General features: G+C 67.7%; 18 protein-coding genes. 7 read left to right on the top strand and 11 right to left on the bottom strand.

Going from position 1 to position 15,440, the window contains the following annotated elements; translation table 11 throughout:
- From Q1J95_RS02560 to Q1J95_RS02550, 3 genes are all read right to left on the bottom strand, one after another.
- The coding region (locus Q1J95_RS02560) for a hypothetical protein (protein ID WP_300265703.1) at window positions 1-389 on the bottom strand (389 nt) is incomplete at its 3' end.
- Window positions 386-1,282, bottom strand: a complete 897-nt coding sequence (gene phnC / locus Q1J95_RS02555) for a phosphonate ABC transporter ATP-binding protein (RefSeq protein WP_300265702.1) — start codon at window positions 1,280-1,282, stop codon at window positions 386-388. The genes phnC and Q1J95_RS02560, both read right to left, overlap by 4 nt.
- Before the next feature lie 42 nt (window positions 1,283-1,324).
- Entirely contained in the window at window positions 1,325-2,272 is a 948-nt protein-coding gene (locus Q1J95_RS02550) for a PhnD/SsuA/transferrin family substrate-binding protein (RefSeq protein ID WP_300265701.1), read from the bottom strand.
- A 154-nt stretch (window positions 2,273-2,426) separates the two neighbouring features.
- On the opposite strand from Q1J95_RS02550, the gene Q1J95_RS02545 reads away from it, so the two are divergent.
- Window positions 2,427-3,158, top strand: coding sequence for a LysR substrate-binding domain-containing protein (locus Q1J95_RS02545; protein ID WP_300265700.1), 732 nt, complete (start codon window positions 2,427-2,429; stop codon window positions 3,156-3,158).
- 18 nt (window positions 3,159-3,176) lie between these two features.
- Here the strand turns inward: Q1J95_RS02545 and Q1J95_RS02540 are convergent, their stop codons facing one another.
- Window positions 3,177-5,684, bottom strand: a complete 2,508-nt coding sequence (locus tag Q1J95_RS02540) for an ATP-dependent Clp protease ATP-binding subunit (protein ID WP_300265705.1) — start codon at window positions 5,682-5,684, stop codon at window positions 3,177-3,179.
- Between the two features lie 116 nt (window positions 5,685-5,800).
- Here Q1J95_RS02540 and Q1J95_RS02535 point away from each other — a divergent pair, with 116 nt between their 5' ends.
- Complete coding sequence (locus Q1J95_RS02535; protein WP_300265699.1) at window positions 5,801-6,514, top strand: GMP synthase; 714 nt, start codon at window positions 5,801-5,803, stop codon at window positions 6,512-6,514.
- A gap of 100 nt (window positions 6,515-6,614) precedes the next feature.
- Here Q1J95_RS02535 and Q1J95_RS02530 read toward each other — a convergent pair whose 3' ends face one another.
- Window positions 6,615-7,079: a glutaminase gene (locus Q1J95_RS02530; protein WP_300265698.1), complete on the bottom strand. Its 465-nt coding sequence runs from the start codon at window positions 7,077-7,079 to the stop codon at window positions 6,615-6,617.
- A 74-nt stretch (window positions 7,080-7,153) separates the two neighbouring features.
- On the opposite strand from Q1J95_RS02530, the gene purU reads away from it, so the two are divergent.
- Entirely contained in the window at window positions 7,154-8,017 is an 864-nt protein-coding gene (purU, locus tag Q1J95_RS02525; protein ID WP_300265697.1) for a formyltetrahydrofolate deformylase, read from the top strand.
- Between the two features lie 20 nt (window positions 8,018-8,037).
- On the opposite strand, the gene Q1J95_RS02520 is transcribed toward purU, so the two are convergent.
- From Q1J95_RS02520 to Q1J95_RS02510, 3 genes are read right to left on the bottom strand one after another with little or no spacing between them, the layout of a single operon-like run.
- Window positions 8,038-8,433, bottom strand: a complete 396-nt coding sequence (locus Q1J95_RS02520) for a PIN domain-containing protein (protein WP_300265696.1) — start codon at window positions 8,431-8,433, stop codon at window positions 8,038-8,040.
- The gene (locus tag Q1J95_RS02515; RefSeq protein WP_300265695.1) at window positions 8,424-8,681 is read right to left on the bottom strand and encodes a type II toxin-antitoxin system Phd/YefM family antitoxin; all 258 of its coding nucleotides are present in this window, start codon (window positions 8,679-8,681) and stop codon (window positions 8,424-8,426) included. Before Q1J95_RS02515 ends, Q1J95_RS02520 begins: the two co-directional genes overlap by 10 nt.
- A 31-nt stretch (window positions 8,682-8,712) precedes the next feature.
- Complete coding sequence (locus tag Q1J95_RS02510; protein WP_300265694.1) at window positions 8,713-9,765, bottom strand: DUF561 domain-containing protein; 1,053 nt, start codon at window positions 9,763-9,765, stop codon at window positions 8,713-8,715.
- Between the two features lie 98 nt (window positions 9,766-9,863).
- On the opposite strand from Q1J95_RS02510, the gene Q1J95_RS02505 reads away from it, so the two are divergent.
- The 4 genes from Q1J95_RS02505 to Q1J95_RS02490 all read left to right on the top strand — a co-directional run bounded on the left by Q1J95_RS02505 (window position 9,864) and on the right by Q1J95_RS02490 (window position 12,374).
- Window positions 9,864-10,151, top strand: coding sequence for a DUF6412 domain-containing protein (locus tag Q1J95_RS02505; protein WP_300265693.1), 288 nt, complete (start codon window positions 9,864-9,866; stop codon window positions 10,149-10,151).
- Between the two features lie 63 nt (window positions 10,152-10,214).
- On the top strand, window positions 10,215-10,961 hold the full coding sequence (locus Q1J95_RS02500) for a YidC/Oxa1 family membrane protein insertase (RefSeq protein ID WP_300265692.1): 747 nt from the start codon (window positions 10,215-10,217) through the stop codon (window positions 10,959-10,961).
- A 127-nt stretch (window positions 10,962-11,088) separates the two neighbouring features.
- Window positions 11,089-11,490 carry a heme-binding protein gene (locus Q1J95_RS02495; RefSeq protein ID WP_300265691.1) on the top strand — a complete coding sequence of 134 codons (402 nt, stop codon included), beginning with the start codon at window positions 11,089-11,091 and terminating at the stop codon, window positions 11,488-11,490.
- A 59-nt stretch (window positions 11,491-11,549) separates the two neighbouring features.
- Window positions 11,550-12,374, top strand: a complete 825-nt coding sequence (locus tag Q1J95_RS02490; RefSeq protein ID WP_300265690.1) for a LuxR C-terminal-related transcriptional regulator — start codon at window positions 11,550-11,552, stop codon at window positions 12,372-12,374.
- 9 nt (window positions 12,375-12,383) lie between these two features.
- Here Q1J95_RS02490 and Q1J95_RS02485 read toward each other — a convergent pair whose 3' ends face one another.
- From Q1J95_RS02485 to Q1J95_RS02475, 3 genes are read right to left on the bottom strand one after another with little or no spacing between them, the layout of a single operon-like run.
- On the bottom strand, window positions 12,384-13,436 hold the full coding sequence (locus tag Q1J95_RS02485; RefSeq protein WP_300265689.1) for an alcohol dehydrogenase catalytic domain-containing protein: 1,053 nt from the start codon (window positions 13,434-13,436) through the stop codon (window positions 12,384-12,386).
- A gap of 37 nt (window positions 13,437-13,473) precedes the next feature.
- On the bottom strand, window positions 13,474-14,184 hold the full coding sequence (locus Q1J95_RS02480) for a phosphonatase-like hydrolase (RefSeq protein WP_300265688.1): 711 nt from the start codon (window positions 14,182-14,184) through the stop codon (window positions 13,474-13,476).
- Window positions 14,181-15,326 carry a TIGR03364 family FAD-dependent oxidoreductase gene (locus Q1J95_RS02475; RefSeq protein WP_300265704.1) on the bottom strand — a complete coding sequence of 382 codons (1,146 nt, stop codon included), beginning with the start codon at window positions 15,324-15,326 and terminating at the stop codon, window positions 14,181-14,183. The genes Q1J95_RS02480 and Q1J95_RS02475 overlap by 4 nt, the downstream gene beginning before the upstream one ends.
- Window positions 15,327-15,440: the final 114 nt, after the last annotated feature.

Here is a 15,440-nt window from a genome sequence, read left to right as displayed (position 1 = left end):
GCGACCGGGACCGAGAGAACAGCGGCGAGCGCGGTTCCCGCGACGACAAGGGTGAGGGTGATGACGATCGTCAGGAACATGTCCCAGATCGGCTCGAAACCGACCCATGTGGTCGTGTAGATCTTGGCACCGCCGGCGCCGACCTCGGCGGTCACCTCCCAGCCGGGCCACTGCATGGGCAGCGCCATACCGAGGAAGCGTGAGATGTTGCTGCCCGTGGTCTCCAGGCTCTTGAGGCTGTAGTCGAGACCGATGAACGACCAGACGCCGAGCGCGAGGATGGCGACGATGACGCCGTACGAGACGACGGTCGACAGTCGGGGTGCGGGGTGTGGCACGAGCGCAATGCGCTCGGCGAGTGTCGAGGGGCGTTCGGCGAGCGTGGTCACGCGGGCTCCTCGTTCGCGAGGTCTTCGGCGAAGCGCTCACGAGCGGCGGCGCGGCGCACCTCGTTGCTCAGCACCTGCTCACGAGCCTCGGCGAGCTCATCTTCGAGTGCGGCGATCTCGCTCGTGGTCGTGGCTACGCGGCCGTAGATCTCCATGACCTCTTCGCGGCTCAAGCCGTCAGTGTGGGTGTCGAGCACGACCTCGCCAGCGCGAAGGCCCAGGATCCGATCACCCCAGCTCAGCGCCAGGTCGACCTGGTGCAGCGAGCAGATGACGGTCAGCGATCGCTCGGCCGCGATCTCACGAATGAGCGACATGATCTGCCCGCTCGACTCAGGGTCGAGGGAGGCCACGGGCTCGTCGGCGAGCAGAATCTCCGGGTCCTGCATGAGGGCGCGGGCGATCGCCACACGCTGCTGCTGCCCACCCGAGAGAGTGTCGGCCCGCTTGTAGGCGAAGTCGAGCAGCCCGACGCGATCAAGGTGTCCGAGGGCCTTCTCTCGCAGGGAGCGCGGATAGGAGATGATGCCCACGCGCGGTCCGCGCAGCGTCGACAGACCACCTGTGAGCACGTTCTCGAGCACCGTGACGGCGCCGACGAGCTCGAACTGCTGAAAGATGAAGCCGATGCGACCGCGCAGGGCACGAAGGTCTCGACCTCGCAGTCGGTTGACGGATTCACCCAGTGCGACGACAGCGCCCTCCGTCGGCGCTTCCAGACCGTTCACGTGGCGTAGCAGCGTCGATTTTCCTGACCCGGAGAGGCCGAGCAGGACGACGATCTCGCCCGGATCGACCGACAGCGACACCCCCGACAGAGCTGGCTCTGTGGCTCCTGGATATGTCTTTCCCAGATCGGTGATCTGGACGGCGGGGGTGTCGCTGTTCGTCATGTCAATTGCTCCGGTTGATGGGTCGGTCGGTCAGCGCACAGGTCAGGCCCGGCAGGCCTCGACCTCGTCTGCGATCTCGCTGCACAGGGTGCGGATCAGGTCGTAGTACGCGTCATCGACCGCGCCGAATCCGAACCATCCGTCGGTGAGGAACTCGTTGAGCTCAACACCTGCGTCGGTGAGGTCAGCCTGCGTGCTGTCGGCGAGAGCGTCGGTGAGCTGGTCCTTGACGTCCTGCGGAAGAGCTGCCTGCATGACGATCGGAGCCGCCGGGACGAGAACGCGGGTGACCTCTTCGAGCTCGCCCGACTCGATCAGCGGGTCGGCGTCGATGTCCTGCGCGAAGCCGACCTGGCAGTCGCTGCCCTCGGCGACCTTGCGGGCGTTGAGGTCGTGCTCCTCGCCGAAGAAGCGGTTGTCCTCCGCGACCGTGACACCGGCCTCGAGCAGACCGCCCATCGGTACCGCGAAGCCAGAGGTCGAGGTCGGGTTCACGAAGCAGACCGGGCGGTCGGCGAAGTCTTCAAGCGACGACACCTCGGTCGCAGCCGGGTTCTTGACTGCGACGGAGTAGTAGCCCGGCTCAGCACCGTCCTGGGTGATCTGCGCGCCGATGGGCTCGATGTCGGCACCGGCGTTCTGCGACTGGAAGTAGGTGAACGCCGAGATCTGCGCGATGTCGATCTGGTCGGCGGCGAGTCCCTGCACCACGGCGGTGTAGTCGGTCGCCTGGAAGAACTCGACCTCTTTGCCGGTGATCGCGGAGATCCAGTCGGCGATCGGCTGAGCGTCCTGATCAGCGCCCTCGTGGTCGGGAAGAACGGCGAAAACAAGCGTGTCGGAGTTGCCCGAGGCGAAGGCGCCTTCACCGGAGGCTGCGTCGCCGTCGCCCGTTGCCGAGTCGGCGGGCGATGAGGCGCAGGCGGCGAGGCCGAAGGCGAGCGTGAGACCAGCGGCGATCGCGAGACCGCGCTTGATGGTGGACTGCATGGGAGAACCTTTCGAAGGTGCGGGTGCAGGGTGATGAGAGCGGCCGATCAGCCGACGTGACGAGCTAAGGCCGCACCGACGACCAGCACGGGGCGAGATTCATACGACAACGTGAACGAGACGTGAATATCCGAGACGCGAGTAGCCTGAACCCATGGCACAATCTGGCAGACCTCGTCAGCGCGCCGCGCAGGGCGGACCTGCTCGTTCGAAGCGCACGCCAGCGAAACGCACGCCGAAGCGCGAGTCGAATCGCCCCGGCCAGAAACCGGCCCCGTCCGAGGCTGCGCCACGGCCCGAACCGCGCGTATTCCGGCTCGGAGCCGTCGCCGGTGCGACCCCGGGCAGATGGATCGACACGTGGAAGCAGCGGATGCCGCACGTACCGCTCGAACTCGTCCCCCTCGACGCGCAGAGACAACGCGACTCGATCGACGAGGTGGATGCCGCGCTCATCCGTCTTCCGCTCACTGATGAGGGCCTGCATGTGATCTCGTTGTATGACGAGGTGCCGGTGGTCGTGGCATCCGTCGAGTCCCATCTCATGGCCGTCGACGAGGTGACCGGCCACGACCTGGCCGGTGAAGTGCTGATCACACCGCTCGACGACGTGCTCGGCCCACTCGGCCTGGCAACCGTCGAGCCGCGTTTCGCGGCTCTGGAAACGACGGCGGATGCTATCGCCACGGCCGCGACGGGCGTCGGAATCGTCGTCGTACCGATGTCGCTGGCGCGGTTGCACCAGCGCAAAGACGTCGACTATCGGCCGCTGGTGGACGGGCCGACCTCGTCTGTCGGCCTGGCGTGGGCGCGCGAGCGCACCACCGAAGACGTCGAGACGTTCATCGGCATCGTCCGCGGCCGCACCGCCAACTCATCCCGCTGACGCGCGAAACCCGGCCGCTCAGGCGAGGACGGGCACGGCGACCGTGAGGCCGCCTTCTGCGGCATCCACCCGCACCGACCCACCGCCTGTGAGCTCACCCGACACGAGCAGGTCGGCGATGCGGTCGTCGACCTCGCGCTGGATCAGCCGGCGCAGCGGCCGGGCCCCGTACTCGGGCTCGTAGCCGTGCTCGCCGAGCCACCGCACGGCAGCATCGGTCACCTCGATCGCTACCTCGCGCTCCGCGAGCCGTGCCGTCGTCGCACCCAGCATCAAGCGAACGATCTCTCCGAGCTCGCTCTGCGTCAGCTTCCGGAACAGCACGATCTCGTCGATGCGGTTCAAGAACTCCGGCCGCATCGCCTCCCGCAGCTTGCCCATCACGCGAGCGCGCAGGTCTTCTTGCGATGCGAATCCGTTCGCCGAGGCATCCTGCGACGCGACGAAGCCGAGGGCTCCCGAGCGTGAGGCGAGGAACTCGCTTCCGATGTTCGAGGTCATCACGATCACCGTGTTGCGGAAGTCGACCGTGCGGCCCTGTCCGTCGGTCAGGCGACCGTCGTCGAGCACCTGCAGGAGCAGGTTGAACACATCGGGATGCGCCTTCTCGATCTCGTCGAACAGCACGATCGAGTAGGGGTTGCGGCGCACGCGCTCGGTGAGCTGACCCGCCTCGTCGTGGCCGACATATCCAGGAGGGGCACCGACGAGCCGCGACACCGTGTGCCGCTCGCCGAACTCGCTCATGTCGAAGCGGATCACCGCATTCTCGTCATCGAACAGCCGATCGGCGAGCGCCTTGGCGAGCTCGGTCTTGCCGACACCCGTCGGACCCAGGAACAGGAACGAGCCCACCGGCCGGCGGGCATCGCCCATGCCGGTGCGGCTGCGGCGAACGGCACGCGAGACGGCCGTCACGGCGTCGTCCTGTCCGATCACCCGGGCGTGCAGTTCAGCCTCGAGATCGGCGAGACGCTCGCGCTCGCCCTCGGTGAGGCGGGATGCCGGAATTCCGGTCGCCCGCGCGATCACCTCGGCGATCTCACGCTCGTCGACGATCGCCTCGCGGTCGCGCGTGTGGCCGGCCGCGGCGGCGTCGATGCGCCCCTGAACCTCGACGACCTCATCGCGCAGTCGCGAAGCTTCCTCGTACTGTTCAGCCGTCGCGGCGGCGTTCTTGCGCGATTCGAGGTCAGCGAGCTCAGCCATGAGCGCCGAGGTGTCCACGGGCAGACCCTGCTTCAGCCGCAGCCGTGCACCCGCCTGATCGATCAGGTCGATCGCCTTGTCGGGCAGCACGCGGTCAGGCAGGTAGCGCGCGCTCATGGTCACGGCGGCGCGGAGCGCGGCATCCGTGTATTCGACCCGGTGGTGATCCTGATAGGCGGCCCGAAGCCCCTCGAGAATCAGCACGGCGTCATCGATCGACGGCTCATCGACCTTCACCGGCTGGAAGCGGCGCTCCAGCGCCGGGTCCTTCTCGATCTGGCGGTACTCCTTGAGCGTCGTCGCACCCACCATGTGCAGGTCACCGCGCGCGAGGCGCGGTTTGAGGATGTTCCCGGCATCCATCCCGCCGTCACCGGCACCGCCGGCGCCGACGACGGTGTGCACCTCGTCGATGAAGACGATGACGTCGTCTTTGTGCTCGGCGATCTCATCCATCGTCTTGGTCAGGCGCTCTTCGAAGTCACCGCGGTAACGGGTTCCGGCGAGCATGGCCGGAAGATCCAACGCGATCACGCGACGACCCTTGAGCTGTGCGGGCACCGTGTCATCGACGATCGCCTGAGCGATGCCGTCGACGATCGCGGTCTTTCCGACCCCGGCCTCACCGATCAGCACCGGGTTGTTCTTGGTGCGGCGGCTGAGGATCTCGATGGTCTGCTCGATCTCGTCACTGCGACCGATCACGGGATCGAGCGCGCCTTCGCGCGCACGCGCGGTCAGATCGATGCCGTATTTCGCCAGCATGGGTGAATCGGATGCCTCGGCCTCACCCGCGGCACCGTCTGCGCCGACCGGCGCGGTGACGTGCTCGCGAGCGCCCTGCGTCAGAGCGTCGGCCGTCACACCGGCACGGGCGAGCACCTGCCCGGCCGGCACGTCCTGGCCGAGCACGAGCGCGAAGAAGAGGTGCTCGGGGTCGATGTAGGTCGCGCCTGCAGAACGGGCGACCTGGTACGCGTGAAAGAGCGCCCGGCTGGCGCTCGGTGTGATCGTGGCCGCACCGGTGTCGGCCGACTCACCTGGCAGCGGCAGCCGCGCCTCGACGGCCTCGATGATCTGCGTCGGGCTGACCCCGATGCCCTCGATCGCCTGCGTCACCGACTCGTCTTCGACGATCATGCGCAGCACGTGAAGCGCGTCGAGTTCGGTCTGTCCGCGTTCGAGCGCGAAGCGTCCGGCGCGCTGCAGAATCCGCTGCGTGCGTACCGTCAGGAACCGGCTGAGGTCGATCGATCGGGTCTGCCGGGACTGCTCACCCGCAAGATAGCGCGCGAGGAAGTCATCGAACGAGCCCATGCCGGTGTCGCTGAAGTCGTTGGGCACTGTGTCCTCCTGAAAAGTTGAGTGAACTACGCTCAGGTTCAACGCGTCCCCGGCGATGGTATTCCCGATGCGACGAATAGAATCGTGAGATGGCCTCGATCCTCTACATCTGCGTGCGTCCCGAGCGCGGCGCCGCCGACGCGGAGCACGCATCGTTTCTGCGAGGTCTGGGCATCGCCGAGCTCGACCAGCTCGATCTCGTCTCGGAACCACTCACCCCGGCCGCGCTCGACAGGCACAGCGGGTTCGTGATCGGCGGTTCCCCGTTCAACGTCACCGACGCCGTGAAGACCCCGCTGCAGGAACGCGTCGAAGCCGACCTCGAGCGCGTCGCCGCACGGGCACTCGACGGCACCGCCGCCGCGCTGTTCACCTGTTACGGCATCGGCGTCGTGACCCGGATGCTCGGCGGCACCCTCACGCTCGACCACCCCGAATCGACGCGCGCGACCGAGATCCAGACGACGGATGCCGCGGCATCCGACCCGGTCTTCGGCCCCAGCGCGCCGGTACTGCGCGTCTTCACCGCGCACAAGGAGAGCGCAGCCGACGTTCCGCCCACCGCGACGCTGCTCGCGACGAACGCCGACTGCCCGGTGCAGGCATACCGCGTGGGAGATCGGCTGTATGCAGCACAGTTCCATCCGGAGCCGACCCCGCAGGACTTCGCCGACCGCATGACGTTCTACCGCAACAACGGCTACTTCGACGCCGCGCAGTTCGCGGCCGTCGAGGCCGACGTGCTCGCCGCAACGGTCAGCGGCTCAGACCTGCTCCGCCGCTTCGCGGGCGTCGTCGGGTAGCCAGCCGCGCCGCGACGGGCCCTTCGATAGGCTCAGGGACCGATCGACAGGCTCAGGGACCGACAGGCTCAGGGACCGACAGGCTCAGGGACCGACAGGCTCAGGCGCCGGGGGTGCGCATGAGCTCGAGCTGCTCGCGCAGGTATTCCTCGAGCGGACGATACGCTACCCCCGACCACCGCACCGCGACGATGCCGTCGCGCATCGCGAGCGGGCCGGACGAGCCGCCGGCATCCACCGCATCCACGTCGACGACGCTCCACCCGACGTGCGCGACCTCGCCTACGTCGAAGCCGCCCTTCAGCGCCATCTGGCGCCGGTCGGCCCGCTGTCTGGCCGATTCGGCTGTGTACCCCCGGCGTCCGGGGTCGGCAGCGCGCAGCACCTCGGCGGTCGCGAAGGTGTGCTCTGTCGTGAGCAGCAGCACTCCCACATGCCAGGCCTCGCCGATGCGCACGATCCGCTCACCGCGCCAGCGCGAGGAGCGCTCTTCACCGAGCCCTTCCTTCGGGAAACCGGCCAGCGCGACCCGCGCGTCATCGAGCAGTTCAGCGGCGGTCGTCATCCGTTCAGCGTATCGATTCGTCACTGCCGACCCGAACGGGGCAGAATCGATGCACACCCCTGCAAGGAGCTTCCATGTCTCAGACCGATACCGCACGCCTGCTCATCGCCTGCGATGACCAGCCGGGAATCGTCGCGGCCGTCGCCGGGGCTCTCGCCTCGCACGGCGCGAACATCATCTCGCTCGACCAGCACTCGACGGATGCCGCGGGCGGACGCTTCTTCCAGCGCACGGTGCTCCACCTGGATGGTCTCGCTGCCGCACGGCCGGCCCTGGAGGCGACCCTGGGCGAGGTCGGTGAGCGCTTCGACATGGAGTGGTCATTGCACGACGCCTCACGCCGCAAGCGCGTGGCGATCTTCGTCTCGAAGTACGACCACTGTCTGCTCGAGCTGCTGTGGCGTCAGCAGCGCGGACAGCTCGACATCGATATCACGATGGTGATCTCCAACCACCCCGACCTCGCAGACTCGGTGCGCGCGTTCGGTGTGCCCTTCATGCACATTTCGCGCGGCACGGGGGACGACGCCAAGCACGCGATGGAGCAGCGCCAGCTCGAACTGCTGCAGGGAAATGTCGATCTTGTCGTACTGGCCCGCTACATGCAGATCCTCACCGATGACTTCATCGAACAGGTCGGCGCGCCCATCATCAACATCCACCACTCGTTCCTGCCCGCCTTCATCGGTGCGAACCCCTATGCCCGCGCCAAGGAGCGCGGTGTGAAGCTGATCGGCGCGACGGCGCACTACGCCACGGCCGACCTCGATGAGGGCCCGATCATCGAGCAGGATGTCACGCGCGCCTCGCACGCCGACTCCGCGGCCGAGCTGCAGAGCCGCGGCGCGGACGTCGAACGCCAGGTGCTCGCCCGGGCCGTGCAGTGGCACGCTGAGGACCGCGTGATCGTGCACGGACACTCGACCGTCATCCTTTAGCGCGTCAGCCGCCCAGAACGCTACGAGTTCATGACGTCGACGGCGAGACCTCTGGATGCCGCGACGAGCCTCTTGTTGTTCGTCCACAGCTGCTCGCATCCGGCCGCCTGAGCTGCCGCCAGATGGAGCGAATCGGGAGCTTTCAGCCCGAACCTGGCGCGGAGCTCGGCCGCCTCGACGAACACCGAGGCATCGAGGTCGACATGCTCCATACGGTCATACACACCGGAGATTCGTCGTCGCATTTCGTTGTCACCGTCGCGAATCGGCTTCACCAAGCACTCGTGCAACACCAAAGGACTCGCCACGAGAGTGTCGTTGACGCCGCTCAACAGAACGCGAGCGCGATCGCCCCGAGCACCTGCATCCTCGAGCGCATAGATAAGAATGCAACTGTCGAGATAGATCATTCCCATGCGTCACGCGCCTGCTGAATCTGTTCTTCTATTTCGTCAGATGGGCGCACGAGCCGCGCAGGCAGCGGATGCTCATCGAGCCATTCTGCGAGCATGGCACCCGTGAGCGGCACGTCAACCGGAGCTATCGGCGTTATCTGAGCCACAGGAACACCCCTGTTCGTGATCGTGACTTCAATTCCAGACTGCGCGTCCGCGATCAGGCGTGACAGATTGTTCCGCGCATCTAGGACACTGTAGGTGGACATGAGACCAACTTAGCCAGATATCTGGCTAAGTTCAATGGTCGGCTGAGCTGCCCAGCCCAGCCACCAGCTCGGCGAACACCTCCGACGCCGTGTCACGCCGGGCGAGCGGCGCACCCTGACCTAGCCACAGCGATTGCAGCTCGCCGAGGTTCTGCTCCCCTGCCGCAGCGCGGAAACGTCCGGTGAGCCAGTTCTGCATCGGGAAGGGCGCGATGGTTCCGCTGGCCTCGATCGCGCGCACTGTTCGGTTGCGAGCGCCGCGGGCCAGGCGTCCGCTCATCGCGCGAGTCAGCACGCTCTCATCCGCAGCCGTCGAACGGATCGCGGTGCGATGGGCGTCATTCGCGGCAGACTCCCGCGCAGCGAGGAACGCGGTGCCCACCTGCACCCCCGCCGCGCCCAGCGCGAAAGCTGCGGCCACCCCGCGCCGGTCGGCGACCCCACCGGCCGCGATCACCGGAATCGACACGGCATCGGCCACCTGTGGCACGAGCGCGAAGGTTCCCACGAGCGAATCCGCGGCCGGGCGGAGAAACGACACGCGGTGCCCGGCTGCTTCCGCACCGCTGGCGATGACCGCATCCGCTCCCCCGGCTTCGAGCGCGACGGCTTCAGCGACCGTCGTCGCCGTGCCGATGACGCGGATGCCACGGCGATGCGCCTCGTCGACGAGGTCTGCCGATGGCACGCCGTAGACAACGCTGAGCATGGCGGGCGAGGCATCCCAGATCGCCTCCAACTGCTCATCGAGCGACGGCAGGTAGCGTTCCGGTCGAGCTGGGATCTCAACGCCGACCGCCTCATAGAACGGCTCCAGCGCCTGTGCGAACACCGTGTGCTGCGGGCCGGGTTCGACCTCGTCGCCCGTGGGCAGCCAGATGTTGAGTGCGAACGGAGCCGACGTCGCCGCACGCAGCGCCGCCGCCGTCGAGCGGATACGTGCACCGTCATAGCCGTAGAGCCCATAGGCTCCGAGGCCGCCCGACTCGCTGACGGCGGCCGTCAGCGCGACAGACGACAGCCCGCCGAACGCGCCGAGCAGAATCGGATGACGGATGCCGAGAAGTTCGCACAGATCGCTCATGCTTCGAGGCTACGCCTCCGGCTGGCGCTGGCAATCTCCGTGACGGTGCTGGCCTCAACGACGGTGCTAGCCTCAACGACGGTGCTAGCCTCAAAGACATGGCGGACTGGTTCGAGCAGATGGTGCAGCTGATGCTGGCCGCGCTCGGCGTGCTCAACATGCCTGACCTGGCCGCCCTCGATGTCACCGCGCTGAGCCTCGCGCTCGCAGTTCTCGCTGTCACGACCGTCGTCGTCGCGCTCGTGCTCGGCATCGTTCCCGCGGGGCGGGGCTCGTCACCGCATCCGCTGCGGGCCATCGACGTGTCGATCCTGCTTTCTCAGAGTGACCCGGATGCGGCGGGCCACCCGCGTCCGCGAGCGCCGGGAGTCGTGCCCGCCGTGTGATCGTCCGTCTGTGACGGGAACACGGCAGACGCCGACTTTCCCGCCACTGAGAACGGACTTCCCTTGGACATCTTTGCCTTTCCGCCCATCGCGGCGATCCTCGACCTCGCCTACGGCGCCCTCACGGGCCTGTCGGCCTTCCTCGAACCATTCACCGGCACGGCGGCCGCCGCATCCGCCGTCATCCTCGTCACCCTGCTCGTGCGTGCGCTGCTGATCCCCGTCGGAATCTCGCAGGCAAAGGCCGAGCAGACCCGTGCACGGCTCGCGCCGAAGCTGCGCGTGCTGCAGAAACGGCACAAGAAGAATCCCGAGCGCCTGCAGCGCGAGACGATGCAGCTGTACAAAGACGAGAACACCTCACCGCTCGCCGGCTGCCTCCCCGTGCTCGCACAGGCTCCCGTCGTCGGCATCCTCTACACGCTGTTTCTGCGCACCGAGATCGCGGGGCATTCGAACGACCTGCTCACGCATGATCTGTTCGGCGCTCCGTTGGGCACGAGCCTGGTGCACATGCTGACGACGGGGCCGTTCTCGCTGCCCACTCTCGCGGTGTACGCGGCGCTGATCGCGATCATGATCGTGGTCGCCGAGATCACGCGGCGGGTGTTCCGGCCGGTCGCCGTGGATGATTCGCCGATGTCGTCGCCGACGATACTGCGCATGATGAGCGCCCTGCACTATCTCACCGCCGTGTTCGCGGTGTTCGTGCCGTTGGCCGCCGGCCTCTACCTCACCGTCACGGTCACCTGGACGCTCGTCCAGCGCGTGGTGCTGCGGCGGCGCTATCCGCTGCCGCACCCCGCCTGATCGTGTCCGTCCGGGTGACGGCGGCCTGCCTGTTCGGGTAGGCCGAGACAGTCCGGGCGCAGGTGTCGCGATCGGTCCTCCCACGACAGGCTGGAGACGACCCCAACCACCGTCGCAAGGAGCACCCATGAGCACGACCACTCTTGAAGATGCACGCCGCGTGATCGCCGCCGCCGAGCAGAAGGCCACTGAGATCGGCCAGCCGATGAACATCGCCGTCGTCGACGCGGGCGGCAACCTCGTCGCGCACGTCCGCCAGGACGGCGCCTGGATCGGCAGCGTGAACATCTCGATCAACAAGGCCTGGACGTCGAAGGCCTTCGACATCTCGACAAAGGATCTGGGCGAGAACTCGCAGCCGAATCAGCAGTTCTTCGGCATCCAGAACACCAACGGCGGCAAGGTCGCGATCTTCGCCGGCGGCATCCCGCTCATGCGCGAGGGCGCCGTCATCGGCGCGATCGGCGTGAGCGGCGGATCGGGTGAGCAGGATCACTCGGTCGCCGAAGCCGGCGCGGCAGCGCTCTGAGCCGGGTCCGCCTGCCCCCACCCATCGGGGCGGGGGCAGGCGGGTAGGTTGGAACGATGATGAGCGAAGAAGCTTCGTCCGGCTCGCGTCAGCTCCTGGTCGATCTCGACCGCACCGTCTCCGACCAGGCCGATCGCCATGCTCTCGAGCTCGAATCGCTGCTCGCGATCCTGCGATCGCCGCGCCTCGACGATCGCGCGGCGCGGCGCACAGCGATCGACACCGTGACCTCGGCGCTCGTGCGCCTGCGGACGGCGGCGGATGAGCAGCAACGCTCCATGCTCGAACCTGTCGTCGGCGCCTTCGCGCGCCTCAGACGTGACCTCCACCCGCTCGAGCGGTTCGGCACGCTCGATATCCAGTTCGTCGAGCCGCCGGCGACGGGCCGGGCACTGCCGAGCGAGGTCGCTCACGCAGCGCGGGCCATCGTGCGCAACACGATCCTCGGGCTGGTCGACCGCGGCGAAGTCAGTCGCGTCCGGGTGCAGTGGGACTGCGACGGGCTGAACCTGCTCGTCAGCATCCGCGACGACGGACGCGGCGATCTCACCGTGCACGACGACACGCTGCGACCGATCGCCGAACGCGTCACCTCGCTCGACGGCGTGCTGAGCGTCGATTCCACGCCCGGATGGGGATCAGCTGTCGACGTGCGCCTTCCGCTCGACCCGCGATCTGCCACCGAGCCCCTCGTCGACGGCGTCGCACTGACCGCGCGCGAGCATGACGTGCTGCGCCTGGTCGCCGGCGGCGAGCGCAATCAGACGATCGCCGTGCAGCTGGGCATCAGCCCCAACACGGTCAAGTTCCACGTCTCGAATCTGCTGAGAAAGGTCGGCGCCAGCACGCGAGCCGAGCTGACCGCGCTCGTTCTGTCGCGTTAGTGCCGGCTGTCAGCGCGGGTCGAGCGCGACACGCAGCGGCGCACCAGGGGCGGATGCCGCGGCGAGCGCAGCATCGACCTCACTGAGCGGATGCACCGCGCCGACAGCTTCGGCGAAGGGGTAACCGCGACCGGGGCCGGTGAGAAAGGCGACAGCGCCGACCAGTTCGCGGGCTGTGTAGTTGTGCACGCCCGTGACCGTCACGAGGCGTCGGACGATGCTCTCGGCGTCGACGGGCACCGGGTCGGCAGGGAACACGCTGCCCACGAGTACGACGGCGCCGCCGATGTCGGCTGCGGCGATGGCGTCGCTCACGGCGTGACCGGATGCCTCGATCACGATGTCCGCCGGGGCAGAGTCGGTCGTCGCGGCTGTCGCGCCGAAGCGCTCGGCGAAGGCTCGTCGCTCGGGTGACGGGTCGACGACGGCGACCTGGGCACCGGCATCCGCCGCGATCGCGATGGCCGACAGTCCGACCAGGCCAGCGCCGTAGACAAGAACGCGCGCGCTCTCCAGCGTGCGCCCGGCCGCGCCGCGCGTGACCGCTGCCCACGCTGTGGCCGTCGCACACGATGCCGGGGCGAGCACCGCGGCGGGCAGCATCTCGGGCACGCGCACGATCGCTGTGCCAGAGCGCAGGTGCACGTGCGAGGCGAATCCTCCGGTCAGCTCCCAGCGCGGGCCGATGCGCTCGTGGCCGTACTTCGCCAGTGCGCGACATTTCTGCGTGAACCCGGCCGCGCATCGATCGCAGGTGCCGCACGAGACGGTCACCGACCAGACCACACGGTCACCGACGCGCAGCTGCGCGCCGTCGGCGGCGAACGCTCCGTCAGTCGACACGGCGATGACACGACCGACGCTCTCGTGTCCGAGCACGAGCGGGGTCGGCGCGGTGCGGTGCCCCTGCACCGTGTGCACGTCCGACCCGCAGACGGTCGACAGCTCGATCGCGACGAGCACGTCGCCGCGGCCCAGCCCGACGCCCGGCACGGCGACGGTCTCGTGCGCTTGGCCGACACCGAGCCAGACCTTGGCGACAGCCGCGGGCCTGAGCGTCACATCCTCGCGCTCATCGTACGGCAACAGCGTGCGCACCTCAGACCCCCGGGGTGAGAACGGCACCGTCGCGCACGCGCTGCGTCAGCGCGGCAGGCAGGTGCGTGACGTCGTCGAGTACGACATCCGCGCCAGCCTCGCTCAGCGTCGCACGATCGTGCGCTCCGCTCAGCACGCCCGCGACAAGACCGACACCGGCGCGGCGTCCCGAGAGCACGTCGCTGCGGGTGTCGCCGGCGACGGCAACCGCCTGCACGGACGACGCTCCGGTGCGCAGCAGCGCTGTGAGCACGAGGTCGGGGGCGGGGCGGCCGCGCCCGGCATCCACGGGTGAGAGCACGATATCGACGAGGTCGCGCCAACCCAGAGCATCGATCAAGGCATCGCGGGTGACCGGGGCGAAACCGGTCGTCAGAGCCACCTGGATGCCAGCATCCCGGAGTTCGGCGATAGATGCCGCCGCACCCGGAATCTCTGCGACGCCCTGCTCGGCCACGATCTCGGCGTACGCGTCTTCGAAGGCCGCGGTGGCAGCATGGGCGGCGTCGGCATCGCCGCCGGAGAGGTGGGTGAACACCTCGATCTTCGACATTCCCATGGTGTCGCGTACATAGTTCAGGGCTTCGTCCCACGGCATCCGTTCGGCGAGGCCGGTGCGCTCAGCTGCACGCTGGAAGGCCTGCTCGACGATGCCGTCGTCGAGCACCGTTGTTCCGGCCATGTCGAGCACGACGAGTTCGATAGCGGTCATGGGTTTCCTCCCTGTGCGAGCTGCGGTGCCCGCGTGAATGCGTTCTGAAGTGTGTGCTCGGCCAGTCCCAGACCGCAGGTCATGCCGATACCCGTGGTCGCAGCGATCACGTACAGGCCCGGTTCCGGCTCATCGATCAAGAACGGCTTCGAAGCCGCGGCGTAGATCCCCTGCCAGCGTTCGAGCACGTCGATGCGGTCGATGTCGAACAGGCCGCGCATCTCGCTGAGAAAGGCATCGAACGCCGCCTCCGGCTGGAAGGGATCAGGCTGACCCGCTTTCGTATGCGAATCGCCGATGATGAGCGAGCCATCCGGCAGCTGCGTGTACATCTGGTTCAGATCGAGCGCGGCGAGCTCGGGATGGTCTCCGTGCAGGCGCTCGCGAAGGCGCGCCGTGGCAGCGTATGCATCGAAGCGGCCGTAGCGCACCAGCGACCACCCGGTGAGGAGAGGAGCCGCGAGCGACCGGGGAACAGACACCGACACCCGCATCATGTCGAGCGCGCAGCGGACGAGACCCGCGCGCTCGGCGAGCTCCGGCAGCAACTGGTCGACGTCGTGGTTTGTCGCCACGATCACGACACCCGCGTCGATGGCACCGCGCGTGGTCTCGACGCGCTTCGCCGAGACAGCCGTGACCGCCGTGCGAAAGCGGAACTCGACACCGAGCGAGCCCAGATGCGCCACGAGTGCGGAGATCGCCTCGCGGGGGTTCGTCTGCAGGTCGGGGGTGATGAGAGCGCCGCCGACGATCGCGTCGCGACGCAGCGGAGCGTTCTGCAGCAACTCGTCTGCGTCAAGCATCCGCACGTCGCCATCAGCGGCCGCGCTCTGAAGAATCTCGATCTCGTCGTCGCTCTGCGCGGCAACCAGCGTGCCCGACTCGCGGAGCCAGAAACCCGCGTCTTTCGCCAGCCGCAACCAGATCTCCCGCGATACGTCGGCGAACTCCCGAGCGGAACCGCCCTGTGCCCCAATGCAGAGGTGGCCGAAGTTCCTGATCGAGGCGCCGACAGGCCTATCGGTGCGGTCGATCACGACCACTCGCAGACCGCGACGGATGCCGGCATACGCGGCCCCGAGCCCGACAATGCCCGCGCCGACGATGACAAGATCGGCGGTCGCCGCCTCTGCATGCATCTTCACGACGACCTTTCGCCTCTGAGCTCTTTCACACAACTGTCACATCTCGCGGTACGGGAACTGCGCCGTTCCGAGAAGAGTTTGCCTGCCGTTAACCGGCTCCTCGCCTGG

Source organism: Microbacterium sp., assembly GCF_029263575.1.
In the GTDB taxonomy this organism is placed as follows: Bacteria; Actinomycetota; Actinomycetes; order Actinomycetales; family Microbacteriaceae; genus Microbacterium.
The sequence above is the reverse complement of the archived record's forward strand: the minus strand, read 5'-3'. Positions and strand labels throughout refer to the sequence as shown.